This window comes from Collinsella sp. AF05-9 (assembly GCF_003465595.1).
Classification (GTDB): domain Bacteria; phylum Actinomycetota; class Coriobacteriia; order Coriobacteriales; family Coriobacteriaceae; genus Collinsella.
This window is the reverse complement of record NZ_QSBB01000021.1, coordinates 15,528-41,640: the sequence shown is the minus strand read 5'-3', so window position 1 is coordinate 41,640 and position 26,113 is coordinate 15,528. Positions and strand designations below refer to the sequence as shown.

The 26,113-nt window shown below is 58.9% G+C and carries 18 protein-coding genes; 14 read left to right on the top strand and 4 right to left on the bottom strand.

The genetic code is table 11. The features are described 5' to 3' along the window. The first annotated feature begins 174 nt into the window (after positions 1-174). From coaE to uvrB, 3 genes are read left to right on the top strand one after another with little or no spacing between them, the layout of a single operon-like run. Positions 175-816 carry a dephospho-CoA kinase gene (coaE, locus tag DWV43_RS07125; RefSeq protein ID WP_117817422.1) on the top strand — a complete coding sequence of 214 codons (642 nt, stop codon included), beginning with the start codon at positions 175-177 and terminating at the stop codon, positions 814-816. Beyond that, positions 809-1,390, top strand: coding sequence for a lytic transglycosylase domain-containing protein (locus DWV43_RS07120; RefSeq protein WP_117817424.1), 582 nt, complete (start codon positions 809-811; stop codon positions 1,388-1,390). The genes coaE and DWV43_RS07120 overlap by 8 nt, the downstream gene beginning before the upstream one ends. A 51-nt stretch (positions 1,391-1,441) precedes the next feature. After that, positions 1,442-3,682, top strand: a complete 2,241-nt coding sequence (uvrB, locus tag DWV43_RS07115) for an excinuclease ABC subunit UvrB (RefSeq protein WP_117817425.1) — start codon at positions 1,442-1,444, stop codon at positions 3,680-3,682. A gap of 65 nt (positions 3,683-3,747) precedes the next feature. On the opposite strand, the gene DWV43_RS07110 is transcribed toward uvrB, so the two are convergent. The 4 genes from DWV43_RS07110 to DWV43_RS07095 form a co-directional block, all read right to left on the bottom strand. Further along, positions 3,748-5,388 (bottom strand): NAD(P)/FAD-dependent oxidoreductase, encoded by a 1,641-nt coding sequence (locus DWV43_RS07110; protein ID WP_117817427.1) that lies wholly within the window; start codon positions 5,386-5,388, stop codon positions 3,748-3,750. An 80-nt stretch (positions 5,389-5,468) separates the two neighbouring features. Then, positions 5,469-6,740 carry an NAD(P)/FAD-dependent oxidoreductase gene (locus DWV43_RS07105; RefSeq protein ID WP_117817429.1) on the bottom strand — a complete coding sequence of 424 codons (1,272 nt, stop codon included), beginning with the start codon at positions 6,738-6,740 and terminating at the stop codon, positions 5,469-5,471. Then, positions 6,741-7,571 carry an Mrp/NBP35 family ATP-binding protein gene (locus DWV43_RS07100; protein WP_117817431.1) on the bottom strand — a complete coding sequence of 277 codons (831 nt, stop codon included), beginning with the start codon at positions 7,569-7,571 and terminating at the stop codon, positions 6,741-6,743. It abuts the gene before it with no gap. A gap of 145 nt (positions 7,572-7,716) precedes the next feature. Continuing rightward, complete coding sequence (locus tag DWV43_RS07095) at positions 7,717-9,870, bottom strand: LTA synthase family protein (RefSeq protein ID WP_158569844.1); 2,154 nt, start codon at positions 9,868-9,870, stop codon at positions 7,717-7,719. Positions 9,871-10,063: 193 nt separating this feature from the next. On the opposite strand from DWV43_RS07095, the gene uvrA reads away from it, so the two are divergent. The 11 genes from uvrA to DWV43_RS07040 all read left to right on the top strand — a co-directional run bounded on the left by uvrA (position 10,064) and on the right by DWV43_RS07040 (position 26,038). After that, positions 10,064-12,943 carry an excinuclease ABC subunit UvrA gene (gene uvrA, locus DWV43_RS07090; RefSeq protein WP_117817435.1) on the top strand — a complete coding sequence of 960 codons (2,880 nt, stop codon included), beginning with the start codon at positions 10,064-10,066 and terminating at the stop codon, positions 12,941-12,943. Positions 12,944-13,075: 132 nt separating this feature from the next. Next, positions 13,076-13,576, top strand: coding sequence for a Cys-tRNA(Pro) deacylase (gene ybaK, locus DWV43_RS07085; protein WP_089573609.1), 501 nt, complete (start codon positions 13,076-13,078; stop codon positions 13,574-13,576). Between the two features lie 105 nt (positions 13,577-13,681). Further along, a complete protein-coding gene (gene murJ / locus DWV43_RS07080; RefSeq protein WP_117564878.1) occupies positions 13,682-15,262 on the top strand; it encodes a murein biosynthesis integral membrane protein MurJ in 1,581 nt (526 codons plus the stop codon). Positions 15,263-15,268: 6 nt separating this feature from the next. Then, positions 15,269-17,209, top strand: a complete 1,941-nt coding sequence (gene uvrC / locus DWV43_RS07075; protein ID WP_324249369.1) for an excinuclease ABC subunit UvrC — start codon at positions 15,269-15,271, stop codon at positions 17,207-17,209. Between the two features lie 365 nt (positions 17,210-17,574). Beyond that, a complete protein-coding gene (locus DWV43_RS07070) occupies positions 17,575-19,188 on the top strand; it encodes an ABC transporter substrate-binding protein (RefSeq protein ID WP_117584273.1) in 1,614 nt (537 codons plus the stop codon). Between the two features lie 155 nt (positions 19,189-19,343). Continuing rightward, positions 19,344-20,300 (top strand): ABC transporter permease, encoded by a 957-nt coding sequence (locus DWV43_RS07065; RefSeq protein WP_055251823.1) that lies wholly within the window; start codon positions 19,344-19,346, stop codon positions 20,298-20,300. Positions 20,301-20,303: 3 nt separating this feature from the next. Next, positions 20,304-22,319, top strand: coding sequence for a dipeptide/oligopeptide/nickel ABC transporter permease/ATP-binding protein (locus tag DWV43_RS07060; protein ID WP_035138893.1), 2,016 nt, complete (start codon positions 20,304-20,306; stop codon positions 22,317-22,319). Beyond that, a complete protein-coding gene (locus tag DWV43_RS07055; protein ID WP_089573612.1) occupies positions 22,320-23,147 on the top strand; it encodes an ABC transporter ATP-binding protein in 828 nt (275 codons plus the stop codon). It abuts the gene before it with no gap. A gap of 80 nt (positions 23,148-23,227) precedes the next feature. Further along, complete coding sequence (locus tag DWV43_RS07050) at positions 23,228-24,205, top strand: acetylxylan esterase (RefSeq protein ID WP_117584274.1); 978 nt, start codon at positions 23,228-23,230, stop codon at positions 24,203-24,205. Then, a complete protein-coding gene (locus DWV43_RS07045; protein WP_117584275.1) occupies positions 24,198-25,049 on the top strand; it encodes an acetylxylan esterase in 852 nt (283 codons plus the stop codon). The genes DWV43_RS07050 and DWV43_RS07045 overlap by 8 nt, the downstream gene beginning before the upstream one ends. A 68-nt stretch (positions 25,050-25,117) precedes the next feature. Next, a complete protein-coding gene (locus DWV43_RS07040; protein ID WP_089573615.1) occupies positions 25,118-26,038 on the top strand; it encodes a dihydrodipicolinate synthase family protein in 921 nt (306 codons plus the stop codon). Positions 26,039-26,113 lie beyond the last annotated feature (75 nt).

Below are 26,113 nucleotides of genomic sequence, written 5' to 3'. Positions count from 1 at the left end.
TCTGATGACTTGAAGAAGGGGGAGGCCTCGCGGCCTCCCCCTTTTTTGCGTTTTATAAAGAGCTGTAATACAAGAACTCGCCTTCTTTTAGCTTGTCTTACTGTTTGGCTGTATTTTGAGTCCTTCTTTTGTATTTGCGCGATAATAACTCCCATTGGCGTTAGGGAGGACTTGATGTTTACCGTTTTTGTCTTGGGCAATATTGCTTCGGGTAAGTCGACTGCCTGCCGCTATCTCGAATCTCATGGCGCCATGCTTATCGATCTGGACGAGCTTGCCAAATCGCTGTATGTGCCAGGCTCCGATATCGTCAATGCCCTCGCGGAAGAATTTGGCTGGGATATTTTGGATGAGGAGGGCGGCATTCGCCACAGCATCCTCGCTTCTCGAGCTTTCGCTTCTCCTGATTCGGTCGCACGGCTCAATGACCTTGTGCACCCCGTTCTCATTGAACAGCTTTCGCTTAGGATTCTCGATCCGGTTTGTTGTACGGTTTCATCTCCCCGTTATCCCTTTGCGGTTGTCGAGGTTTCTGCTCCGACTGGTTTTGAGGATGCATTTGGCTTGGCTGATGAAATTCTGGTCATCAGCGCCCCTTTGTCAGTTCGTCGCGAGCGTGCTATTCAGCGTGGCATGGAGCCATCTGATTTCGATGCCCGTTCTGCTTGCCAGCCCGATGAGTCTGCGCTGTGCAATCTCGCTACAACGGTGATTGATAATGCCGCAGGCGATAATTCGCTCTTTGAGCAGCTTGACTCATGGCTTGCATGCCATGGGTTTATAGACACTGCGAATAAGGAGGATGCCGATGCCTAAGACACGTTTCTTTGCGTGGTATCGCCTTATATCGCTGGCTGCCGTTTTTGCCTTCGGCCTTATCTCATTCGTTTACTCGTGTGCTCCTGCGGCTTTCTTTAAGCCGCTGTATCCCATTGACTACGAGGCGTATGTAAAGCAATCTAGTATTTCGCATAATCTGGATCCGTATCTGGTGTGCGCTGTCATTAAGTCGGAATCGAATTGGGATCCCGAGGCTGAGTCGAATCAGGGTGCTCAGGGATTGATGCAGCTGATGCCCGAGACTGCCCAGGATATGATCGCTAAGGGTCTTGTCGACGGTGGGGGGTATTCGGCCGACAACCTTAACGATCCCGCTACGAACATCGAGTTTGGCTGTGCGTATCTTTCGTATCTTCTAACGTATTTCAACGGGTCGACGGATAGCGCTATTGCCGCATATAACGCCGGCATGGGCAATGTGGATGGTTGGGCGCAGCAGAGCACCTCGCTTCACAATGCGATTACCTTCCCCGAGACGCAGGCTTATCTGATTCGCGTCAATAATGCCTGGGTTCGCTATAAGACGCTCTATCCCGATCGGTTCGTATAGGACTAAGCCCACCTCCTGCGTATACTGCAGATGTATGAGTTAGGAGTATCCATGGCGGAATTTGAAGTAGAACGCGTTGGTGGTGAACTTAAGCGCTTTGGCGTTGAGGGCGCTGAGGTGCCGTTTGAAGTCGTTTCTCCCTATGAGCCTGCAGGTTCTCAGCCTAAGGCCATTGAGTCGCTTGTGCAGGGTGTGAGGGACGGAGATCGCTATCAGGTTTTGCTGGGCGTGACTGGTTCGGGCAAGACCTTCACGATGGCTAAGACTATTGAGGCCCTGGGGAAGCCGACGCTGGTCATGGCTCCCAATAAAACGCTCGCCGCTCAGCTTGCGAGCGAGCTCAAAGAGTTCTTTCCCAACAACGCTGTGGTCTACTTTGTCTCGTACTACGACTACTATCAGCCCGAGGCGTATGTGCCGCAAAGCGATACATATATCGAGAAAGACTCCTCGATTAACGAAGAGGTCGAGATGCTGCGACATCAGGCGACCGCCTCGTTGCTCTCTCGACGCGATGTAATCGTCGTTGCTTCGGTGTCCTGTATCTACGGTATCGGCTCTCCCGAGGACTATGCGGGGCTGGCGCCGAATGTCGACAAGAAAGTGCCGCTCGAGCGCGATGACTTTATCCATGCACTTATCGACATTCAATATGATCGCAATGACTATGACCTAGCGCGCGGCACGTTCCGCGTGCGCGGCGATGTTGTCGACGTGTATCCGCCTTATGCCGAGCATCCGTTGCGGTTTGAGTTCTTTGGCGACGAGGTTGAGCTTATTGCCGAGATCGATGAGGTTACCGGTGAGATGCTTCGTGAGTACGAGGCCATCCCCGTATGGCCGGCATCGCACTACGTGACCGAGAAGCCGAAGGTCAAGGCGGCTCTGAAATCAATCAGTGAAGAGTGCGAGAAGCGTGTGGCCGAGCTCAAGGCGACCGACAAGTTGCTCGAGGCACAGCGTCTGCAGCAGCGCACCGACTATGATCTCGAGATGCTCGAGACCATGGGTTTTTGTAACGGTATCGAGAACTACTCGCGTCATCTGGACGGTCGAAAACCGGGCGAGCCGCCGTTTACCCTGATCGATTACTTCCCTAAGGACATGCTCTGCATCATCGATGAGAGCCATGTGACGGTGCCGCAGATTCGCGGCATGCACGAAGGTGACCGCTCGCGTAAGGTGACGCTGGTGGAACACGGTTTTCGCCTTCCTTCTGCACTCGATAACCGCCCGCTTCGTTTCGATGAGTTTGAGGCAAGGATCCCCCAGTTCATCTACGTTTCGGCCACGCCGGGCGACTACGAGCTGCGGGTGAGCCAGAACGATGTTGAGCAGATTATTCGTCCGACCGGCCTGCTCGATCCCAAGATCGATGTGCGTCCGGTTCGTGGGCAGATTGACGATCTTGAGGACGAGATTCGCGAGCGCGTTGCCCGCAAGGAGCGCGTGCTGGTGACCACGTTGACCAAGCGCATGGCCGAGGACCTGACCGACCATCTGCTTGATGCGGGCATTAAGGTCAATTACATGCATTCTGATACGGCGACAATGGACCGTGTCGAGATCCTGCGAACGCTGCGCGAGGGCAAGATCGATGTTCTCGTTGGCATCAACCTGCTTCGCGAGGGCTTGGATCTTCCCGAGGTCTCACTGGTGGCAATTCTCGATGCCGATAAGGAAGGCTTCTTGCGCAACCGCCGTTCGCTGATTCAGACGATTGGTCGCGCGGCCCGTAACGCCGATGGCGAAGTCATCATGTATGCAGACGTTGTGACCGATTCGATGAAAGAGGCCATCGAGGAGACGCAGCGCCGTCGCGAGATTCAGATGGCATATAACGAAGAGCATGGCATTGTGCCCAAGACGGTGCGCAAGGCCATCAACGACATCTCAAGTTTTATTGCCGAGGCCGAAAAAACCGTGGGTTCCAAGGGACGCTCGAAGGGCGACTCTCTTGGCCATGGCGCATTCTATACGCCCGATGAGTCGGGCGAGGGTGGCGTGCCGGAAACGGTGGCGTCCGAGCAGACACTTGCGGAGCAGTTGGAAGAACTGCCGCATGACGAGCTCGTGCGGATCGTCGAAACCATGGAAGAGGATATGCGTAACGCTTCTGCCGCCATGGACTTTGAGGAGGCGGCGCGCCTGCGCGATGCCGTCGTTCAGATTCGGGCGATGCTCGAGGGTGCGTCTGAGGACGAGACGATCGAGCGCTTACGTTCGCAGGCTCGCAAGGGTTCCACGTTCGCATCGGGCAGAAAACGCCAGGGTGCACGGTTTAAGAAATAGCGAACATGCCCCGAGTTCCCTGCGGAGCTCGGGGCATGCGTCTTTTGCGCGCTGGAATTCGTGCGTTAGAGGTCTGCGATCAGGGCTTCGGCACAACGGATGCCGTCGGTGGCGGCGCTCATGATGCCGCCGGCATATCCAGCTCCCTCACCGCAAGGGTAGAGGCCCGGGGTCGACACGGCATGGCATGTTCGGTCTCGGGTGACGGTGACCGGTGAGCTCGAGCGAGTCTCCACGCCGGTAAGGACAGCATCGGAGCGGTCGTAGCCTCGTAGCTTTTTTCCAAGTAGGGGAAGTCCCAGGCGGAGCGACTCGACGATATGCTGCGGCAGGGCTTCGTCAATTGCCGTCCAGGTCACACCGAGCGGATAGGTGGGCTTTACCTTTCCGGGCGCCTTGCTGGCGCGTCCTGCGAGGAAATCTCCGACGAGCTGTGCCGGTGCGTTCCAGTTGGAACCGCCCAGGCGGTAGGCGGCCGCCTCGCAGGCGCGCTGGAGCTCGATGCCGGCGAGTGGGTCATCGTTGGGAAGGTCCTCAGGCGTGACGTTAACGAGCAGGGCGGCATTTGCGTTGCGTCCGTCGCGGGCATTGAGACTGGCGCCGTTGACGCACAAGTGGCCCTGCTCGGAAGAGGCGGCGACAACCTGCCCGCCGGGACACATGCAAAACGAGAACACGCTGCGGCCGTTGGGAAGATGGGCGACGAGCTTGTAGGGGGCTGCTCCGAGGGCAGGATGTCCCGCCGAGGCTCCGAATTGGGCTCGGTCGATGTCGCGCTGCGGATGCTCGATGCGAACGCCCATGGCAAAGGTCTTTTGTGCGAGGACCACGTTGTGGTCCTTAAGGAGCTCAAAAATATCGCGAGCAGAATGCCCGCAGGCGAGGATGAGGTGCTTTGTCTCGATTGGCTCGCAAGCGGTGTCTTGGGACGATTGGACATCAATACCGGTGATGGCGCCAGACGCGTCGATGCGAATGTCGACGAGCTTCGTTCGATAACGGACGACACCTCCGAGCTGCTCGATGCGCTGGGATATAGCGGTGACGACCGTGGGAAGGATGTCGGAGCCAATGTGCGGCTTGGCATCCCACAGAATATCGCGGGGCGCACCCGCCTCGACGAAGGTTTCGAGGATAAGGCGATGGGCGGGATTTTTGGTTCCCGTATTGAGCTTGCCGTCCGAGAAGGTCCCCGCGCCGCCCAGGCCAAACTGGATATTGCTCTCGGGGTCGAGGATGCGCTCCTTTAGAAAGAGGTCGATCGCCTGCGAGCGGCGAAATGCCGGGTCGCCGCGCTCGATGAGCAAGGGCTTAAGACCTGCTTCGGCGAGCGTAAGCGCAGCGAAAAGGCCGGCGCATCCGGCGCCGACAACGACAGGGCGTTCTTGAGGTGCGTCGGAGGCGGGGGAGGGGAATGAAGGCTCATCGTCTTCTATCGCGCGTACGCGCGAGCGGTCACGCTCGGCAACGCTGTCGACCGCTTCTCGCTCGAGGTGGGGACTAGTCAGCTCAACACGAAAGCTCAGGATAAAATGGACGTCTCGTTTTTTGCGAGCGTCGATTGACTTGCGGTGGAGCTCGATGGACTTGATCTCGGAGTCCTTGCAACGTAGGACGCGCTTGGCGACTCGCTTGCCAACAATGAGACAGGCATTTTCATCGTCGGCTTCATCGAGCGACGCGTTGACTTGGGTGATTTCGATCATCGAGGTCTCCTTAGAGGCAAGAAAGAGGCCGTCCGGTATCCCAGACGGCCCGAATGCGTTTTTGATTATAGACTGCGCGGCTACAGGCTGCTTGCAGCGCGAATGCCCGAGATCCAGGCCCACGCAAGGTTAAAGCCTCCGCAATCGGCGTCGATGTCGAGCGCTTCACCGCAAACGTAAAGCGGGGCGTCGACAACGCTGCGCGCGCGTAGGCTGGGTGTTGAGATACTCTCGACAGATACGCCACCACGCGTGACCTGCGCTGAGCGCTCCTCGGTTGTTCCCTCGACGAGCAATTTAAAGTGCTTGAGGATCGAGACCAGGTGGATGACATCGTTGGAGCATGGATGGCACTGCTCGAACGCTGTGCAGACGACGCGGGAGAGTTGCGGGGCGAGCATGCCGTCGAGCCAACGGGGATCGCGGGGTGAAAAGTCACCGAACAGCTCAACGCGCCGGTTGAGCATATCGAGCAACTCGTCTTTGGAGAGGTCGGGGAAAACGTCGAGCAGGATCGTATCGCCGTGCTGGATACGACGAGAGAGGTTGAAGACAGCGACACCCGAGATACCGAAGGTTCGAAACAGCACTTCACCGTCTTCGTGCCAGAGCTCATTATGATTGCGGGCGAGCGTCAAGCGGACACGGACGCGCAGGCCGTCCAACGTCTTGAGTGCCGCCCGATCGCCAACGACCGTTGCCGATACGGGGCAGAGGATGGGGCGCGGCGAAGTGAGGGGGAGGCGAAACGTATCGGCGATACCGGTGGGGTTGCCGCCCGTAGCGATAATTACGGCATGTGCCTGCAGGGCCTCGTTCTTGCGAGGGACATCGGCGAGCGCTTTCCGAAGCGAGCGGAGCTCCGATTTTCGGTCATCGTGCTTTTTTGCCTTGAGCGCCCGCGCTGGACGGTCTATTTGGAGTGCCCAGCCTTCGGAAGCTTTGTGCGCCGAGGCAACGTTGGCTCCGCAGATTAAGGTGATGCCTAGGCGGTCGCAAACGTTGAGAAGCGCGTCGCGCACCGATTCGGCGCGAAGGGAGCGCGGGTACAGCCGGCCTTCCTCGGAGGTTGTCATGATGCCCAGCGAGGAGAAGAAACCCATAAGCTCTTGTTCGGGCTGGGGGCCCATGACGGATGTGACGAATGCTGGGTGGTTATACCGCTGAGGATCGATCGATTCGTTGGAGAGGTTGCAGCGGCCGTTACCGGTCGCAAGGAGCTTAAGGCCGCAGGCGACATCGCGCTCAACGATGCAGACGCTTTTGCCAGCGCGTGCGGCCGTAATGGCGGCGGCGAGGCCTGAAGCCCCGCCGCCGATTACCAAGACGTCATAGAGGGCGCTCGCGTTCACTTAGGCCTCGTCGGTCTCGTGTGGGGTAATAGTCTCGACGGCAGAGACTGCCTTGGGCAACATGCCATCGGGCAGCGCGGTCTCGACCTCGCCCTTATCGCAGGCCTCGGCGAGTGCCGGATTAATGGGAAGCTGGCCCAAGATGTCGAGGTTATAGCGCTCTGCGACCTCGGGGAGCTTGCTCTTGCCAAAGACCTCGATCTTCTTGCCGCAGTCGGGGCACTCAATATAGCTCATGTTCTCGACAATGCCCAGAATGGGGACGTTCATCTTCTCGGCCATGTTGACCGCCTTGGCGACGATCATCGAGACCAGATCCTGCGGGCTCGTGACGATGACGATGCCGTCGACCGGCAGCGACTGGAAGACGGTGAGCGCGACGTCGCCTGTTCCCGGAGGCATGTCGACCAGTAGGTAGTCGATGGGGCCCCACGAGGTCTCGCTCCAGAACTGCCTAATGGCGCCTGCGATGACCGGACCGCGCCAAAGGACGGGGTCGGTCTCGTTTTGGAGCAGCAGGTTGGAGCTCATGACCTTGACGCCGTGCTCGGAGATTTCGGGCAGCATAAGGTTGCCAAGGGCATGGACGTGGCGTCCACTCATACCGAACATCTTGGGGATAGAGGGACCGGTGATGTCGGCATCGAGGACGCCGACCTTGTGGCCGTGACGGGCAAGCTCGGTGGCGATGGCACCGGTGACAAATGACTTGCCGACACCGCCCTTGCCGGAAAGCACGGCGATGACGCGCTTGACCTCGGACAGCGTGTTCTCCTCAAATTGCGACGGCGACGTTTGTCCGCCGGCGGCCTGTGCGTGTTCGCAACCCATGTATGACTCCTTTGTATATGCTGGGGCCGGGGCCCCGCGATGTGACACGAGCGTCATTGTACCCTCGTTTGCGAGCGGGAGTCATTTGCGATGCGTTTGGGCCGAGCGTGCTTGCAATACGATGGGCCCAAGCGAATGGGCGGGCTTACTGAACTTTGCTGGCGAACTCGAGGTATTGCATGCGCTGCAGCTTGTCGATCGTCGAGGCGTAGGGGCTGTCTTCCGATTCCAAGTCGTAGCGCAGCCCGTCGGCACCGAGATAGCCGGCGACATTGATGGTGGGCACATCTGACCTTGTCGCAAGCAGGGCCTTTTGGTAATTGGTGAGCGGGGCGCCGATCTTATTAAGGGTAATGGCTGCAATCTCGTTTGCCCCGACGGTGTCGTAGACGTTGAGCTCGGTATTGCCGGCGATTTCATAGTTAGCCCAGACGAGATATGTCGACTGATAGATACGGAAGGCGTGGCTTGCCGTATCTTCCTGAGGGTACAGCTCGTCGTTGAGAGTCGTTGCGGCGCTCGGCTGATGGTCGCCAAAAAAGACAAGAACAACCGGTCTGCCGATATTGCGGAGCTCATTAATAAAGTACTCGAGGTCCCGGTCGGATGCGTTGATGCAGGTGAGATAGGTGTTGAGCGCGCTGTTGGCGCCCTCGCTGGCTCCCTCGACCCAATAGTTTGTCAGCTCTTCGGCGGGAACGGTGCCATAGTCGTAGCCGCCGTGATTTTGCATCGTGACGTCAAAGATGAACTGCGGCGCTTCGTCGGTTCTAAGCAGGTCGAGTATCTTGTCGTAGGTGGCGTAGTCGCATACGCCGGCATGGTAATAGGGCGCACCTTCGAAATCGCCGATTGAAAGAAAGTCTCCAAAGCCCAGCTGCTGATAGATTTTATCTCGATGGTAGTTGACGGGGTTTTGCGGGTGCATAGCGGTAGCGGTATACCCAAGCTCTTTAAGGTCCTTTGCCAGGCTGTTGACGCCATTCATCTGATACAGTTGATAGGGAATTTTGCCTAATCCGACAAAGGCCGTTGTCGCTCCGGTCAAAAATTCGAATTCGGAGTTCGCCGTTCCGCCACCGGCGACCGAAGCGAGCATGGTGCCGCGAACAAGTGTGTCGGGAAGCGAGTTGTAGAATGCGGGGCCGGTGTACCCGGCCGCCTGGAGCTGCTCAAAGCACGAAAGGTCGCTAAAACTCTCGTTCATGACGGCAACAATCGTCGGCTTGATTTCATTGAACTGGGCAACGGCCGCTGCGCGCTGCTCGCTCGAGCCATATGTGCTGTCGTAGACGGCGGCGAGCTCCTGCTCGATGCTCTGCGCCTCATCGGGCGTATAGTCTTCGGGCTTCTCAATGGGCAACTCGTTGACCATTTCGGTGAACGAAGTGATAAAACCCTGAGACGCATACGTGGTGATGGGCTGCCAACGGTCAAATCCAAAATCCAGCGCCTGCTCCAAGTCGATGTTGGAAAAGCCTGAGAGCCCCACAACGGTCACTAGCAGAAAAGCACAGAGGTTAGCGGCGATAGCGGGGAAGACATGGGTGGGCGTACGGGGCTTTCGCGGTCGGATGAGCGAAAGAAGCCCCAGGGAAATTTCCAGCAGGGCGAGAGAGGTTACGATTCCGGCGGTAAAGGTAAACTCGTATCCCTCGCTCACTTCCATTGCGGTGCCAAGGGCCAAGATATCGCTTGGCAGGATGGCTTCGCCTTTAAACGTTATGACGAAGTGCTCGGCAATGCCAAGGATGCAGCAGACGACGGGCACGAGAGCCATGACGCCTCCATGACGCTGTCCCAGCAAATAAAGGGAGAGCAGAACCGTCGCGAGCAGCCCGACGGAAAACCCGAATGAGTTGGCGGGAATGCGATAGAACGTTTCGTTACAGGCAATTTCGAGTGAAACGAACGAGAGCGCTGAAACAGCGGCGATGACAAGGATGTCACGGCAAATACAGGCAACCGTTCCCGTCGCAAGGTCGGTTTGGTCGATAAGTCCCGAAACCAAGGGCTCGACAAGAAGCATGACGGCGGCAGCACCGAGCGCCGAATAAGAAAGGACCCATAGGGAGCTGCCCTCATTTACGAGCAATTGATTCGTAACCCATGCAGCTACCACGCCGAGCGGGATGAGGAGCGTCGCGCACCAAAAGACGCGGGTAATGGGTGGCTTTTCGTTGCGTTTGATTGAAAAATGCACACGCACAACGACGGCGGCCACGATAAGGACGGCGATGAATATGGGCAGATTGGCCATGTCGCTCGAAGTGATTTCAAGGGGGATATCTTCGGTCATGGACGTTCCTCTGGTACAGCAAATTAAGTTCAGTATTAGATTACTGTAACCTTTCCACGGCATTTCGAGAAACAAAGCGCCCGATACGCAAAGCTAAAGGTCTGCGAATCTTGTATTACGAACATCTGTGCGCGTCGAGTGCGCTAAACTCATCGGCAGTATGATTCGATGCAATAGGAGGCAAGGAGCTTCCATGTCTGATTCTTCTATCGTTATTCGCGGCGCTCGTGAGCACAACCTCCGTGATATCGATGTTTCCATTCCGCGTGACCAACTCGTGGTCATTACCGGTCTTTCTGGCTCGGGCAAGAGTTCGCTGGCATTTGACACTATCTATGCCGAGGGCCAGCGTCGATACGTCGAGAGCCTTTCGAGTTATGCGCGCCAGTTCTTGGGCCAGATGGACAAACCCGACTTGGATTCAATCGACGGCCTTTCGCCGGCGGTGTCGATCGACCAAAAGACGACGTCTAAAAACCCTCGCTCGACGGTTGGCACCGTAACCGAGATTTATGACTATCTGCGCCTGCTGTTCGCCCGTGTGGGCACCCCGCACTGTCCCGAATGCGGCCGTGTCATTGAGCGTCAGACGACCGATCAGGTTGCCGACAAGGTCTTGGCGGCGGGGGAGGGCCGCCGCGCGTTTGTGCTGGCACCGGTGGTACGCGGGCGAAAAGGCGAGTACACCAAACTGTTTGAGGACCTTCGCGCCGAGGGCTTTAGCCGCGTGCGTGTCGACGGTGAAGTGCGCTCGCTCGACGATCCGATCGATCTGGACAAGAAGTTCAAGCACGATATCGAGGTCGTGGTCGATCGCATCGTGATCCGTGAGAACTCTCTGGGCCGTATCGCCGAGTCCGTTGAACAGGCGACTGCGCTGGCTCATGGCAATGTAAACGTGTACATGCTGCCCGACCGCGACGCTCCCGAGGGGACCGAAGGCGAGTTGCTGGAGTATTCGCTGGCGTTAGCGTGCCCGGAGCATGGACACTCCATCGATGACCTGCAGCCGCGTGATTTCTCGTTCAACGCGCCCTATGGCGCGTGCCCCGAGTGCGATGGCCTGGGCTTTAAGAAGACGGTCGATGCCGAGGCCCTAATCGAAGACCCCTCGAAGTCGATCGCCGACGGGGTCTTTGGCAGCCTGTTTGGCAACTCTAACTACTATCCGCAGATTTTCGCTGCGGTCTGCAAACACTTTAAGGTGAGCGTCGATACGCCGTGGGAGGATCTGCCTCCGCGGGTGCGTCACGCGTTTTTAGACGGCATGGGCGACCAGAAGATTTCGGTCGACTATCGAAAGCTCGATGGGCGCCGCAGCCAGTGGGACACCAAGTTCTCGGGTGTGCGCAATATCCTGTACGAGCGCTATACCGAGACGACGAATGAGAACACCAAGGCGCGCTTGGAGAAGTACATCCGCGAGGAGCCGTGCTCGAGTTGCCATGGTGCTCGTCTGCGCCCCGAGATGCTCGCCGTTACCGTAGGCGGTAAGTCCATTTACGAGGTCTGCTGCCTATCGTGCCGCGAGTCGCTCGAGTTTTTTGAGGGCCTGGAGCTCACCGAGCGCCAACAATTTATCGGCGGGCGCATCGTTAAGGAAATCCTGGAGCGCCTGCGCTTTCTGGTCGATGTCGGACTCGACTATCTGACCCTCGACCGTGCCTCGGCGACGCTTTCCGGAGGCGAGGCCCAGCGCATTCGCCTGGCAACGCAGATCGGCGCCGGCCTCATGGGTGTGCTGTACATTTTGGACGAGCCGTCGATCGGCCTCCATCAGCGCGATAACGAGCGCCTGATCAAGACGCTTGAGCGCCTACGCGATATCGGCAATACCGTCATCGTCGTCGAGCATGATGAGGATACGATTCGTGCTGCCGACTATGTGATCGACATGGGCCCCGGTGCGGGCGTGAACGGCGGACACGTGGTCGCCGCGGGAACGCCTGCCGATATCATGGCGTGCCCCGATTCGATGACGGGTGCCTACCTGACCGGCAAGCGAATGATTCGGGTTCCCGATGAACGCCGCAAGCCCGGTCGCGGCTGCCTTAAGATCACGGGCGCCCGCGCCAACAACCTCAAAAACGTTACCGCCAAGATCGAGTTTGGTACGCTTACGGTTGTTACCGGCGTGTCGGGATCGGGCAAGAGCTCCCTGGTTACCGACACCATTGCGCCTGCGCTTACGAATGCCATTCACCGTTCGACGCGTCCTGTGGGCCCGTACAAAAAGCTCGAGGGTATCGAGTGCATCGATAAGGTGATCGACATTGACCAGTCGCCGATTGGCCGCACGCCGCGTTCCAACCCTGCTACGTACATTGGCCTGTGGGATGATCTTCGCGCACTGTTTGCGAGTACGCCGGAGTCGAAGGCGCGTGGCTACTCGCCGGGACGTTTCTCCTTTAACGTGAGCGGCGGCCGCTGCGAAGCATGCAAGGGCGACGGACAAATTAAGATCGAGATGCACTTCCTTCCCGATATCTATGTCCCCTGTGAGGTCTGCGGCGGCAAACGCTATAACCGCGAGACGCTCGAGGTCACCTACCGTGGTAAGACCATCTCGGACGTGCTCGACATGAGCGTCACCGAGGCACTGGCCTTCTTTGGGAATATCCCGCAGATTAAGCGCAAGCTCCAGACGCTGTACGATGTAGGCTTGGGCTACGTGAGCCTGGGCCAGCCCGCCACGACGCTCTCGGGCGGCGAGGCGCAGCGTGTGAAGCTCGCCAAGGAGCTTCATCGACGCCAGACGGGCAAGACGTTCTATATTTTGGACGAGCCGACGACCGGCCTTCATTTTGAGGACGTCCGCCAGCTGCTCGATGTGCTGCAGCGCTTGGTCGATGCGGGCAACACGGTGCTGGTGATTGAACACAACCTTGATGTCATCAAGGTTGCCGACCGCCTGATTGATATGGGCCCCGAGGGCGGTAACGGCGGCGGAACCGTCGTGGTTTCGGGCACACCGGAGCAGGTTGCGGACTGTCCGCAGAGTTATACGGGCAAGTTTTTGGCGCCGTTGCTCAGGCGTGACCGGGAGCGTCAGGCTCAACTTGATGCTCAATAAATAGGCGATTCAGTTTATGGGCGCCATCGACTCCTTGTGATTCGATGGCGCTTGCTGTGTCGAAGTGACGTATGCAGCCGAATTGGACATATACTTAATCCTTGCGTCCGAATGCGAGGGAAAGGATATGCCATGGCAAAGGCTGTAAAGACGCCAAAAACCAATGCGATGCGCGAGCTGGAAAGCGCCGGCATTTCCTATGTTCTACATACGTACGAAGACGATGGTGATGAGTCGGCGGGCCTGGGGGTCGCGATTTCGGAGCAGCTTGGCGAGGAGCCCGGACAAGGATTTAAGACCTTGGTCTGCGTGACGCCGTCCAACGACCACGTCGTGTGCTGCATCCCTGTTGCCGACGAGCTCGATCTAAAGTCCGCCGCGCGTGCCGCGGGGGAGAAGTCCTTGGCCATGATGCATGTGAAGGATTTGCTTGCGGCGACTGGCTACGTTCGCGGCGGCTGCAGTCCGGTCGGTATGAAAAAACGCTACCGGACGCTCATTGATGAGACATGTGTCCTTTGGGATACCATTTTTATTTCGGGAGGCAAGCGTGGTTATCAGCTTGAGCTTGCACCCGATGATTTAATTGCATTTTGCGGGGCGACGGTCGCCCCGATTACGAGAGAGGACTGAGCGATGCCGCAGGAAGAATTGAAGTGCGGAGCTCATTTTGCAAAAGAATCTGCGCCTCAGACACCCTCATCCGAAGCTTCTTCGTCGCGAGACGACACTGACGACATGGGCTCGTCGGACTACTCCACGGTTGGTCGTTCCGCCGGGCTTATGACCATCCTGACCATCGTGTCTCGCGTCACCGGTTTTATCCGCACGTGGGCAATGGCGGCCGCTATCGGCATGTCGCTGCTCTCGTCTTCCTATCAGGTCGCCAACAACCTGCCCAATATGCTCTACGAACTCGTGATGGGCGGCATGCTCGTGACGGCGTTTTTGCCCGTGTACATGGGCGTGAGGCGTGAGCAGGGTCGCGAGGCCTCTAACGAGTACGTGGGCAACCTGCTCGGTATTCTGCTATTGGTGCTGGGTGGCATTTCGTTGCTGGGGACCGTGTTCGCCCCGGGCTTTATCTGGACGCAATCGTTCCTTTCGGGTGACGGCGGCAGCATGGATACCGCTGCGTTCATGTTCCGTTTCTTTGCCATCCAGATTCTGTTTTATGGTTTGGGCTCGGTGTTTTCGGGCGTCCTCAACGCACACCGCGACTACTTCTGGTCGACGTTTGCCCCGGTCCTCAACAATGTGATCGTCATTGCGAGCTTTATGGGCTTTGCGCCCGTGTCCGCACAGTTTGGCGAACGTGCCGGCATCATCTTGATTGCGGCCGGTACGACCCTCGGTGTCTTTGTTCAGATGGCATGTCAGATCCCCGCGCTTGGCAAGCACGGCGTGCATCCCCATATCCATATCGACTTTAAGGACCCCGCACTGCGCCAGACGATTGCGCTCGGTATCCCGACGCTGCTCGCCACGGTGTGCATGTTTGTCTCGACTTCTATCACCAACGCTGCTGCGCTGGTGGTCCAGCCCGAGACTGGTCCTTCCGTCATCGCCTATGCGCGCCTGTGGTACACGCTGCCCTACGCGCTGATTGCCGCCTCGCTTTCGACGGCGCTCTATACCGAGCTCTCTCACGACGCACAGGAGAAGGATTACGACAGCGTCCGCACGGGCATTTCGCGTGGCGTCGCCCAGATGCTGTTCTTCCTGATTCCATTCGCGCTGTACCTGATTGTCTTCGCGCGTCCGCTCAACATGATCTACTGCGCTGGCAAGTTCGATGAGTCCGGTGTGGCGCTGGTGTCGGAGTTCCTTATCTACCTGGCACTTTCCCTGCCGCTCTACGGCGTGGTCGTGCTGATGCAGAAGAGCTTCTCTGCCTTGCTCGACATGAAGCCCTATAGCCGCTATTGTCTGTATTCCGCCATCGGCCAGGCCGGCTCGGTTCTGCTGTTTGGCGTTGTGCTGGGCTTCGGTATGCCGGCAATCGCGCTTTCGTATGTCGTCGACTACGTGATCTTGGTCGGTTGCTCGCTGTGGTGGCTGCGTCGTCGTCTGCGTGGTCTTCAGGTTAAATCTATCCTGCATGGCGGTTTCTTTGGCCTTTTGCTCGGTGGCCTGGGTGCTGCCGCAGGCGCCGGCGTCATGTGGGCGCTTGAGCACTTTGTCGGGGCACTTGGCGGCTCGATTCTGATTACTCTTGGCTACGTTTGCGTTGCGGGTGTCGTCTCGCTTGCTGTTACCTTTGGCCTTGCCGTCGTCCTTAAGATGCCCGAGGTCTCGGCGCTGATTCGTCGCAAGTAGGTGCGCGTGGCCGGTCACGACAACATTCCAACGCTTGCCGAGCAGGTTTCGCGCGTTCCCACGCAGCCCGGCTGCTACCTTTGGAAAGACGCCAAGGGCGATGTCATCTACGTGGGCAAGGCGAAAAACCTGCGCGCCCGTATGCGTCAGTACGTGACGCTGCAGGACGAGCGCCAGAAGATCCCGCTGATGATGCAGCTGGTGGCGAGCTTTGACTATATCGTGGTGGAGACCGAGCACGAGGCGTTGGTGCTCGAGCGCAATTTGATTGGTCAGTACCATCCGTACTTTAACGTCGACCTCAAGGATGACAAGAGCTACCCCTTTATCGCCATTACAAAGGGCGACCTGTATCCCGCTATCAAATACACGCGTGAGCGTCATAAGCCGGGAACGCGCTATTTTGGACCTTATACCGATAGCCGCGCGGCACGTGAGACGATAGATACGCTGCGCAAGGTTATCCCCATCTGCTCCGCATCCTGTGCGGAGTGGCGTCGTTGTCGCCGTATCGTCGAGTCCCACAAGGGCGAGGAAGACATCGTCAATATGATTTGCGCGCAAAACGGGCGCCCCTGCTTTGACTACCATGTCGGGCGCGGCCCGGGTGCGTGTGTCGGCGCGATTTCCCCGGCAGACTATGCCAAGAACGTCAAGCGTGTCGAGCGCTTTTTGTCGGGCCATCGCAAGGATGTCGTCGATGAGCTGACCTCCGAGATGACGGATGCCGCTGAGGCGCTCGACTTTGAGCGCGCGGCACGCGTCAAACGTCGTTTGGAGGTCATCAGGGGTCTGGACGATCGTCAGCAAGTCGTTTTTCCCTCCAGTGTCGATATAGATGTCATCGGTTTCTATCGCGAGGAGACCATCTCCGCCGCTTGCGTCTTCGTCGTTCGCGAGGGCCGAACAGTTCGCACCTGCGAGTTCATTCTCGACAAGGGTCTTGATGTTGACGAGGAAGAGCTCCAGTCGGGCTTTCTTAAGCGCTATTACGACGAGACGGCTGATATTCCAGCTGAGGTCAACCTTTCCGTCGAGCTTGAGGATGCGGAGGCGCTGGGGGAGTGGCTTGCGGGCAAGCGTGAGCGTTCCTGCCATCTCCATAGGCCGCAGCGTGGCGAAAAGCACCGTCTGCTCGATATGGCATCCAAAAATGCGCGCCATGCCCTCATGCGCTACATGATGCGAACGGGGTACGCTGACGACCGCACCAATCAAGCGCTCCTGGAGCTCGAAAGTGCGTTGGCGCTGCCATCGCCGCCGTTGCGTATCGAGTGCTTCGATATCTCGACGCTGCATGGCACCTTTACGGTCGCCTCGATGGTGGTGTTTACCAACGGGCGCGCCGACAAGAGCCAGTATCGTCGTTTTAAAATCCAGGCCGAATTGGACGAGGCAAACGACTTCGTGTCGATGTCCGAGGTTTTGGGACGACGCTATGCTCCCGAGCGCATGGCCGACGAGCGCTTTGGCTCGCGCCCCGATTTGCTCGTTGTCGATGGCGGTAAGCCGCAATTGACCGCTGCGATCAAGCAACTTGAGGCTCTTGGGCTCGATATACCAGTTTGTGGCTTGGCGAAGGCCGATGAGGAAGTTTTTGTGCCTTGGGACGAGACTCCCGTCGTGCTGCCGACCGGGTCCGCGTCGCTCTATCTAATTAAACAGGTGCGCGATGAATCGCACCGTTTTGCCATCACGTTCCATCGCGAATTGCGCGATAAAGCCATGACGGTTTCGGTACTCGATGACGTTCCAGGCGTGGGACCCACCAGAAAACGTGCCCTTATGCGCCATTTTGGCTCGATGAAGCGTTTGCGCGCGGCGAGCGAGCAAGAGATCGCGGAAGTTCGAGGCATTCCTGCCGATGTCGCCAAAGCGGTTCACGAGGCGCTCGTTGCATGGAATGCCGAGCGCGCCGAGGCGGCGGCAAAGCAATCCGAAAACTAAACACGCCTCTAAACCACTGATATACATGATTGCGTGATTTTCAATCATGTATTTCACGGCGATTACCAGCAGATTTCGGGTTTTATTAACGCTAAAACGTTTGACTAGCCATGGTGAACAACCCTGCTATTCTGCGGGTTGACGAAGACTGATATCTCACCTCGTCGATACATACTGTCTGGCGAATCGTTTGTCAATGAATTCGGTGAACGGTAGTAAATACCGTTCAAGCGTATGTATGTATCGGTCGCCGAGCGCGGCACCTCAGTTGGGTTCGTCGGTAGGTAAGGTATATATCGTCCGCAAGTTGCGCGGGGGCGCGTCTAGGTGCTCCCGGGTAAGATTCTCTATTGATAGGAGAAGACATGGCCATCATCAACAAGGGTATGTCCAGGCGTTCGTTCCTCGGCCTCACCGGCAGCGTCGCTGCTGTCGCAGGGCTTGGTCTCACCGGCTGCGGTGGCAGCTCTAGCGACGAGGGTTCCGCTTCCGGTTCCACCGATTCCGCCAACCGTGGCGGCGGCGTGATCACCGCTGGTTCCGCTTACGCTCCGTCCAGCTTCGATCCCGCCAGCACCGGCTCCGCTGTGGGCCTGGGTGCTAACTGGCACGTCGTCGAGGGCCTCTACGGCATCGATTACCACGACTACAGCACCTTCAACGAGCTCGCCACCGACGATCCCAAGTCTGTGGACGACACCACCTTCGAGGTCACCATCCGCAAGGGCGCCAAGTTCTCCGATGGCACCGAGGTCACCGCTGACGATGTCGTCGCCTCCTACACCGCTTGCGCCGCTTCCGCTACCTATGCTCCGTTCTTCCAGCCCTTCGAGTCCATCGAGGCCAAGGACGCCAGCACCGTGACGGTCAAGACCAAGGTCCCCAACTTCTCCCTGCTCAAGGATCGTCTGGCCATCGTCCGCGTTACCCCGGCCACCCAGACCGAGGAGGATCGCGCCAAGCAGCCGATCGGCTCCGGCCCCTGGATGTACGACTCTATCTCCGATACCGAGATCACCCTGGTTCCCAACCCCGAGTACAACGGTGAGTATGCTGCCGAGGATAAGAAGATCCAGTACAGCATCCTGACCGACCCCACCGCTCGCGTTACCGCTCAGCAGGAGGGCTCCACGCTCGTTATGGAGCTCGTCACCGCTGACGCCGTCGACCAGCTCGAGAGCGCCGGCTGCAAGATCGACAACGTCCAGGGCTTCGGTACCCGCTTCATTATGTTCAACGTTGCCAAGGAGCCTTGGAACAACGTCAAGGTCCGTCAGGCCGTCATGTACGCGCTCGACACCGAGAAGATGGTCAGCAACACCTTCGCCGGCCTTGCCACCGCTGCCAGCTGCTACCTGCCCAAGAGCTTCACCAACTATCATGAGGCTTCCACGGTCTACAAGACCGACGCCAAGAAGGCCAAGAAGCTCATTGAGGAGTCCGGCATCACCCCGGGTGCCATCACCCTGCGCACCACCGACAACGAGCAGATTAAGGGCATGGCCGCCCAGGTCAAGAACGACCTCGACGCTCTCGGCTTCGACGTGACCATCCAGACCGATACCTCGCCGGCCACCTACGCTGCCATCGACGGCGGCGAGGCCTACGATATCCTCCTTGCCCCTGGCGATCCGTCCTGCTTCGGCGCTGATCCCGACCTGCTGCTTAACTGGTGGTACGGTGACAACGTCTGGATGCAGACCCGTTGCCCGTGGAAGGAGTCCGCTGAGTGGGAGAAGCTCCACGGTCTCATGGACGAGGCTCTTGCCGCCGAGGGCGACGAGCAGCAGAAGAAGTGGAACGAGTGCTTCGACATCATCGCCGACAACGCCGTTCTGTACCCCGTTGTCCACGTTAAGACCGTCTCCGCTTCCTGGGACGATCCGTCCACCGCGCCCAACGGCGAGGCCCTCGATGGCTTCAAGGGCATCGGCACGACGAGCATGTCCTTCAGGGGCGTCGCGACCGTCAAGGCCTAAGACTCGCTTGAGTCATATGTAGGGCGTCGGTCGTAAGGCAACGTCCTCATAGTTGAAACAAAGACCCGGGCGACCTCGATGTCGCTCGGGTCTTGTAATGAGTATCCGTACTCATATACCAGTTGGTCCTACCGACAAAAGAAAGGGGAGAGAACGTGAACAACTTGCTACGTTTGATTGGAAGGCGTCTTGTGGCGCTGCCGATCATGGCATTGGGCGTCACCGTCCTGGTGTTCTTCCTTATGTCGTTCTCCAAGACCGACCCCGCCTACACGGCGTTGGGTGACGGTGCCTCGCCCGAGGCGGTTGCCGAGTACCATGAGAAGTATGGTCTGGACGACCCCTGGCCCGTGCGCTACGTGCGCTATATGGGCGATTTGATCCATGGCGACATGGGCACCTATGGTGCTGCTCGCAACTCCGTTGCCAAGCGCATCTCCACGGCCCTGCCCGTCACGATGCAGCTGACCTTCATCGGCCTTGCCATCGGTGCGGTCGTTTCGTTTTTGCTCGGCGTCATCGCGGCACTGTATCGCGACAAATGGCCGGACCAAGTGATCCGCGTCTTTTCCATCGCCGGCCTGGCAACCCCGTCGTTCTGGCTTGCCGTTCTGTTGATCCTGCTGTTCTCTTCTTATCTCAAGGTCCTCCCGGCATCGGGTGCCCTGCCTCACTTCACCACGAATCCGGCTGGTTATCTGGGCCGCATGATTATGCCCGCCATCGCCTTGGCATTTCCGCTGACGGGCCAGATGACTCGTATCGTGCGCACCGCCATGGTCGAGGAACTCGACAAGGACTATGTCCGTATGGCTCGCGGTGCCGGCGTTCCCGAGAAGGTCGTCGTCGGCATCAACGTTCTTCGCAATGCGCTGATCACCCCGGTCACCACCCTCGGTCTTAAGATCGGTTATCTCATGGGCGGCGCCGTCGTCATCGAGGTTATCTTCAACCTCCCCGGCATGGGCACCGCGATTCTGCAGGGCGTTCAGGGCAACGAGGCGAACCTGGTTCAGGGCGTCGTTATCGTCGTTGCTCTTGCCTTCATCATCATCAACATCGTGGTTGACATGCTCTACCTGCTCATCAACCCGCGCATCAGGACGGTGTAGATTATGGTAAAGATTCGAGAGAAGCAAACCGAGCAGCTCGAGAAGGCTGCCTCCAAGGGGCTCAAGCTCGGTGGCTGGAAGAAGATGACGCTGTCTTCTAAGATTGCCGCCGTCGTGCTGGTGCTGGTCGCCCTGACTGCGATTCTGGCGCCCCTTCTTGCCCCCTATAGCCCGGTCGAGATCTTTACGGCTCGCCAGGCTCCCGGCAACGGATTTATCTTCGGTACCGACGATAAGGGTCGCGACATTCTGTCGCGTATGCTCTACGGTGGTCGTTACTCGCTGATTATCGGCTTTGGCGCCACTGCTATGGCTCTGGTCTGCGGCTCGGTCGTGGGCGCCCTTGCAGCGGTTTCGCGCAAGGCCGTCTCCGAGACGATCATGCGTATCTTGGACATCATCATGTCCATCCCGGGCATCGCCCTCGCGGCCGTCTTCGTCTCCATCCTGGGCAACTCCGTGCCGTCGATCATCTTCGCCATCGGCTTTATGTACACTCCGCAGATTGCCCGTATCGTGCGCGCCAACATCGTGTCCGAGTACGGCGAGGACTATGTCCGCGCGGTCATCGTTTCCGGCGCCAAGGCTCCGTGGATTTTGATCAAGCATGTTCTGCGTAACTGCATCGCCCCGATCATGGTCTTCACCGTTACCCTGGTCGCCGACGCCATCATCTTCGAGGCCTCGCTGACCTTCATCGGCGCTGGTATTCAGGAGCCCACCGCTACCTGGGGCAACATCCTCGCCGACGCCCGCGGCGGCGTGCTCGCCGGCCGTTGGTGGCAGGCGCTGTTCCCGGGCCTGGCCATCATGATCACCTGCCTGGCACTCAACATCCTCTCCGAGGGCATTACCGACGCCATGGCCGCTGCTCCCTCCGCCGCCCTGGATCCGACCGATTCCTCCAAGCGTCGCGAGGCCGACCTGCTGGTCTCTGACCCCGTTCGCGCCTACAAGGAGCAGGCCCAGTCCCTCTCCGCTCGCCTTGGCGCCCTGCGCGATGTCGAGCTCAAGCGTGACGATCGCCATGTGCCCGACGAGTCTGTCGAACCGATCCTTTCGGTCCGCGATTTCTGCATCCAGTTTGAGCATCACGGCGATATCAACGTCGTCGACCATGTCAACTTTGACGTCCGTCCTGGTCAGACCATGGGCCTGGTGGGCGAGTCCGGTTGCGGTAAGTCCATCACCACGCTGGCCATCATGGGCCTGACCGACGATGACGAGCACCTTTCCGGCGAGGTCCTCTGGGAGGGCCGCGACCTGCTCAAGATGAGCAAGAAGGAGTGGTTCGGCCTGCGCGGTACCGATATCGCTATGGTCTATCAGGACGCCCTGTCCTCGCTCAACCCCTCCATGCTCATCTCTGCCCAGATGAAGCAGCTCACCAAGCGCGGCGGCACCCGCAGCGCCGAGGAACTCCTGGAGCTCGTGGGCCTCGACCCCAAGCGTACGCTCGAGAGCTACCCGCATGAGCTTTCCGGTGGCCAGCGTCAGCGTGTCCTGATCGCTATGGCCCTTACCCGCGACCCCAAGCTGGTCATCTGCGACGAGCCCACGACCGCTCTGGACGTTACCGTCCAGAAGCAGGTCATCAAGCTGCTCAACGACCTTCAGGCCAAGCTCGGCTTTGCCATGATCTTCGTCTCGCATGACCTGGCGCTGGTCGCCGAGGTCGCCCATAACATCACGGTTATGTACGCCGGTCAGGTTATCGAGCAGGCGCCCACCAAGGAGCTGCTCACTAACCCGATCCACGAGTATACCCGCGGTCTTCTGGGCTCCGTTCTGTCCATCGAGAGCGGTTCGGGCCGTCTGCACCAGGTGCCCGGCGCCGTTCCGAGCCCGCGCGATTTCCCCAAGGGCGATCGCTTCGCGCCCCGCTCGAGCCATCCGCGCATTGGCCTGGACACCCGTCCGGTCTTCAAGCGCGTGCCCGGCACCGAGCACTTCTATTCCGAGCTCCCCGACGAGGTGCTCAAGGCAAATGGTTTGACCCCTCACGCGGAGGTGATGTAGATGAGCGAGACCGCAGTCAACGGCGTCGAGCCGATCATCTTCCTTGATGACGTCCACGTCACCTTTAGGACCCGTACCGGCTCGATTCTGCACCCCAACCTGGTTCACGCCGTCCAGGGTGTAACGATTAGGCTCATGCCCGGTCAGACGATCGGCATCGTCGGCGAGTCCGGTTGCGGTAAGTCCACCACCGCCAACGTCATGTGCGGCCTGCAGGCCCCCACGAGCGGCAAGGTCTACTTTAAGGGCAAGGACGTAACCAAGCGTACCGCCGAGGACCGTCGCCACATGGGTCGCGTCATCTCGGTCGTGTTCCAGAACCCGGCCACGGCGCTCAACCCCCGCATGGTCGTTCGCGAGCAGCTGCTCGATCCCATGCGCGTCCACAATCTGGGCACCGAGGCCGAACAGGAGAAGCGCGTCAAGGAACTCCTGGAGCTCACCGGTCTGCCCAGCTCCGCCGCCGAGGTTCTTCCCGGTCAGCTTTCGGGCGGCCAGCGCCAGCGCGTCGCAATTGCCCGTGCCCTGTCGCTGAACCCCGATGCCATCATCGCCGACGAGCCCACCTCGGCTCTGGACGTTTCGGTCCGCGCGCAGATTCTGAACCTGCTGACCGACCTTAAGAAGGAGCTCGGCCTGGCCATGGTGTTCATCAGCCATGACATCCAGACGGTCCGCTATATCTCTGACGACATCATCGTTATGAATGGCGGCAAGATCGTCGAGCAGGGCGAGGCCAAGCAGGTCTTCCAGCACCCCCAGGACCCCTACACCAAGATGCTGCTCGGCGCTGCGCCGTCGCTGCTGCATCCCAAGCTCGGCGAGTAGTCTCGCTTTCCCTCCCGTGCGCCCGGTTCCCTTGCCGGGCGCACCTCCGTTGCGATTTCGAAAGGTTGGGTTCACGAGCCATGCCAAGTGCTCAGGAGCTGCAACAGCAATTTGGTGAATATCGAGGCGCCATGCCCCGTCCATCAGATTTCGATCTCTTTTGGAAGGATCGCATGGCCGAGGCCGACGCCGTCGGGCTTGACTATGCGATCGAGACGGCATCGGTCACCGATGCCGTGACCTGCCAGCTTTTCGACCTCTGGTATACCGGCATGTGTGGCGCTCGCCTGCATGCCAAGTACCTTAAACCCGTCTCGGACGAGCCCGTGCCATTGGTACTTCAGTTCCATGGGTATCCGGGTGCAAGCCGCAGCTGGTTTGAGCAGGCGTCGTTTGCGGGCATGGGCATGGCACTCATCGCCCTCGACTGCCCCGGCCAAGGAGGTCCCTCCGAGGACATTGGTGGATTTGAGGGCACAACGGTCGCGGGCCATATCGTCGCCGGTATCGACGGCGACCCGGCCAACCTCTACTATGTCCGCTTGCACCAAGATATTCGCATCCTGTGCCGCATCGTTCGCGAGCTCGAGGGCATCGATCTTGCCCGTGTGTTTGTGAACGGCGCGTCGCAGGGCGGCGGTTTGGGCATTGCGACCTGTGCACTTAACAGCGAGCTTATCAATCGCGCCGCCATCCTCTATCCCTTCCTGTCGGATTTCCGCCTGGTCTGGGATTTGGATGCCGACGACATTGCCTACGAGGGCCTGCGCTATTGGTCTCGCTGGTTTGACGAGGACTCGACTCGTATCGACGTAGCCTATGCCAAGCTGGCGTACTTCGATTCCAAGAACTTTGCCCCTATGGTCAAATGCCCCGTGCTGTTTGGCACCGGCACAGCCGATACCGTCTGTCCGCCAGCGACGCAGTTTGCGGTCTATAACAACCTGACCTGTGAAAAGCGTCATGAGTTCTTTGAAGGCTTTGGCCACGAGGAGATTCAGGATTTTGACGATCTGATCATTCCGTTTTTCTGCAAGGGAGGGGAGGCTTATGTCTAAGTGCGAGAGCAATGTCAATGAGCTGATTGTCTCCGACCTTGTGGGGATTCCCGGAACGGTCTCGTCAAGGCTCGCTGATTTCCGGGATTGGCGCGGTGATGCTTCTGCGGATGTTTCCGAATTAGAGATAGCCGCTTCGGACCTTGAGGTTTGCGGGCCGAGTATTACGGTGATCGATTTCGCCAATCCGTATGCCCGCTACTCCGAGGTTTCCTTTGAGCTTGGTGGCGATGTGGTCCACGCACGCTTGATTGAGCCTGCCGGTCGCGCCCGAGCATCCGAGCTTGTGCCGCTATGTCTGATGTTTCACGACATCGACCGACCCGTGCGGGGATGGCATCACATGACGAGGTTTGCGGCCATGGGATATGCCGTGCTTGCGCTGGACGATGAGGCGATTGGATCCAGCGAGCTGCAGCAGGGGATTGCCTCTCCTGCTTTTGTCAAGCGCGTCCGTTGGGGTTGCGCGATGGCGAAGGTGGCGCGCAATCTTGATGGCGTGGACCCCGACCGCATCTTTGCATGGGGCGAGGGCCTTGGCGGCGGAGTCGCGCTGGCGGTTTCTGCTCTGGACGAGCGGGGCCTCGCCTGCACGGCGGTTGCCAATCCGCTTCCTGGCGGCCTCGAGGCGCTGTCGTCTCGGGTGCGCGGATCGGTGCTCATGGGCACATCGCTTATGGATACCGTGAGCGATCCCAAGGATCAGTTTGCCGTATTCAACGGTCTTGAGTGTGACCGGAGGCATATCATCTATGCAAAATACGCTCACGAGCGCATCAATGCGTTCGAAAACAAAGTCGTCGACTTTTTTAACCAAACGTTCTACCCGTGTTCTTTGGCCTAGACGGCCTGGACACTGCCAACAAGAGTGGGTGGCATAGGGCCGCCCGCCAGACAACTAAGGAGATTCTTGTGGCAACTCAGAAATTCACCGGCGTTATCCCTCCCGTCGTTGTTCCCGATACCGAAGACCACCAGCTCGATGTTGCCTCCTTTGAGCGCAGCATCAACCGCATGATCGATGCCGGCGTCGATGGCTTGTTCTTCCTGGGCTCTTCGGGCGAGGTCGTTTTCTCCACCGATGAGCGTCGTCGCCAGATCATCGCCGAGGCCGTTCGTATCGTCGACCACCGCGTGCCCGTCCTGGTCGGCATCATCGATACCGAGACCGAGCGCATGATCGAGCACGGTAAGGTCGCTCAGGAGCTGGGCGCCGATGCGCTTGTCGCCACCTGCCCGTTCTATGCCCTGCAGGGCATGACCGAGGTCGAGGAGCACTTCCGCATCCTGCACGAGGAGCTCGACCTGCCCATCTTTGCCTATGACATTCCCGTCTGCGTTCACACCAAGCTCCCCTGGAAGCTCCTTGCCAAGCTCGGCGCCGAGGGCGTCCTTGCTGGCGTCAAGGATTCCTCGGGTGATGACATCTCGTTCCGCTACCTCGTTCAGGAGAACGAGAAGAACGGTCATCCGATGAGTATCCTCACCGGTCACGAGGTTGTCGTCGACGGCGCTTACCTCGGTGGCGCCGACGGTTCTGTCCCGGGCCTTGCCAACGTTGAGCCCGAGGGCTACGTGCGCCAGTGGAAGGCCGCTCAGGCCGGTGACTGGGCTACCGTCAAGGCCGAGCAGGATCGCCTCAACGAGATCTCCCACATCTGGGATGTCACCTCGGGCGTCCAGGGCTATGCCGGTGGCGTCGGCGCCTTCAAGACCGCTATGAACCTCATGGGCATCTTCGACAGCCCGACCATGCCGCGCCCGGTGAAGGCCATGACTGGCGAGAACGTCGAGGCGATTAGGAAGGTCCTTCAGGACAACGGTCTCCTGTAAAGCTTCCCCAGGCACCCGATCTTGGGGCTCAAGTGGTCGGGCGTGACCCATTAGGTCAACGCCCGACCACTTTCA

Coding starts and splice junctions, on each gene's coding strand:
- coaE (WP_117817422.1), top strand. CDS start 175: ATGTTTACCGTTTTTGTCTTGGGCAATATTGCTTCGGGTAAGTCGACT.
- DWV43_RS07120 (WP_117817424.1), top strand. CDS start 809: ATGCCTAAGACACGTTTCTTTGCGTGGTATCGCCTTATATCGCTGGCT.
- uvrB (WP_117817425.1), top strand. CDS start 1,442: ATGGCGGAATTTGAAGTAGAACGCGTTGGTGGTGAACTTAAGCGCTTT.
- DWV43_RS07110 (WP_117817427.1), bottom strand. CDS start 5,388: ATGATCGAAATCACCCAAGTCAACGCGTCGCTCGATGAAGCCGACGAT.
- DWV43_RS07100 (WP_117817431.1), bottom strand. CDS start 7,571: ATGGGTTGCGAACACGCACAGGCCGCCGGCGGACAAACGTCGCCGTCG.
- DWV43_RS07095 (WP_158569844.1), bottom strand. CDS start 9,870: ATGACCGAAGATATCCCCCTTGAAATCACTTCGAGCGACATGGCCAAT.
- uvrA (WP_117817435.1), top strand. CDS start 10,064: ATGTCTGATTCTTCTATCGTTATTCGCGGCGCTCGTGAGCACAACCTC.
- ybaK (WP_089573609.1), top strand. CDS start 13,076: ATGGCAAAGGCTGTAAAGACGCCAAAAACCAATGCGATGCGCGAGCTG.
- murJ (WP_117564878.1), top strand. CDS start 13,682: ATGGGCTCGTCGGACTACTCCACGGTTGGTCGTTCCGCCGGGCTTATG.
- DWV43_RS07070 (WP_117584273.1), top strand. CDS start 17,575: ATGGCCATCATCAACAAGGGTATGTCCAGGCGTTCGTTCCTCGGCCTC.
- DWV43_RS07060 (WP_035138893.1), top strand. CDS start 20,304: ATGGTAAAGATTCGAGAGAAGCAAACCGAGCAGCTCGAGAAGGCTGCC.
- DWV43_RS07055 (WP_089573612.1), top strand. CDS start 22,320: ATGAGCGAGACCGCAGTCAACGGCGTCGAGCCGATCATCTTCCTTGAT.
- DWV43_RS07050 (WP_117584274.1), top strand. CDS start 23,228: ATGCCAAGTGCTCAGGAGCTGCAACAGCAATTTGGTGAATATCGAGGC.
- DWV43_RS07045 (WP_117584275.1), top strand. CDS start 24,198: ATGTCTAAGTGCGAGAGCAATGTCAATGAGCTGATTGTCTCCGACCTT.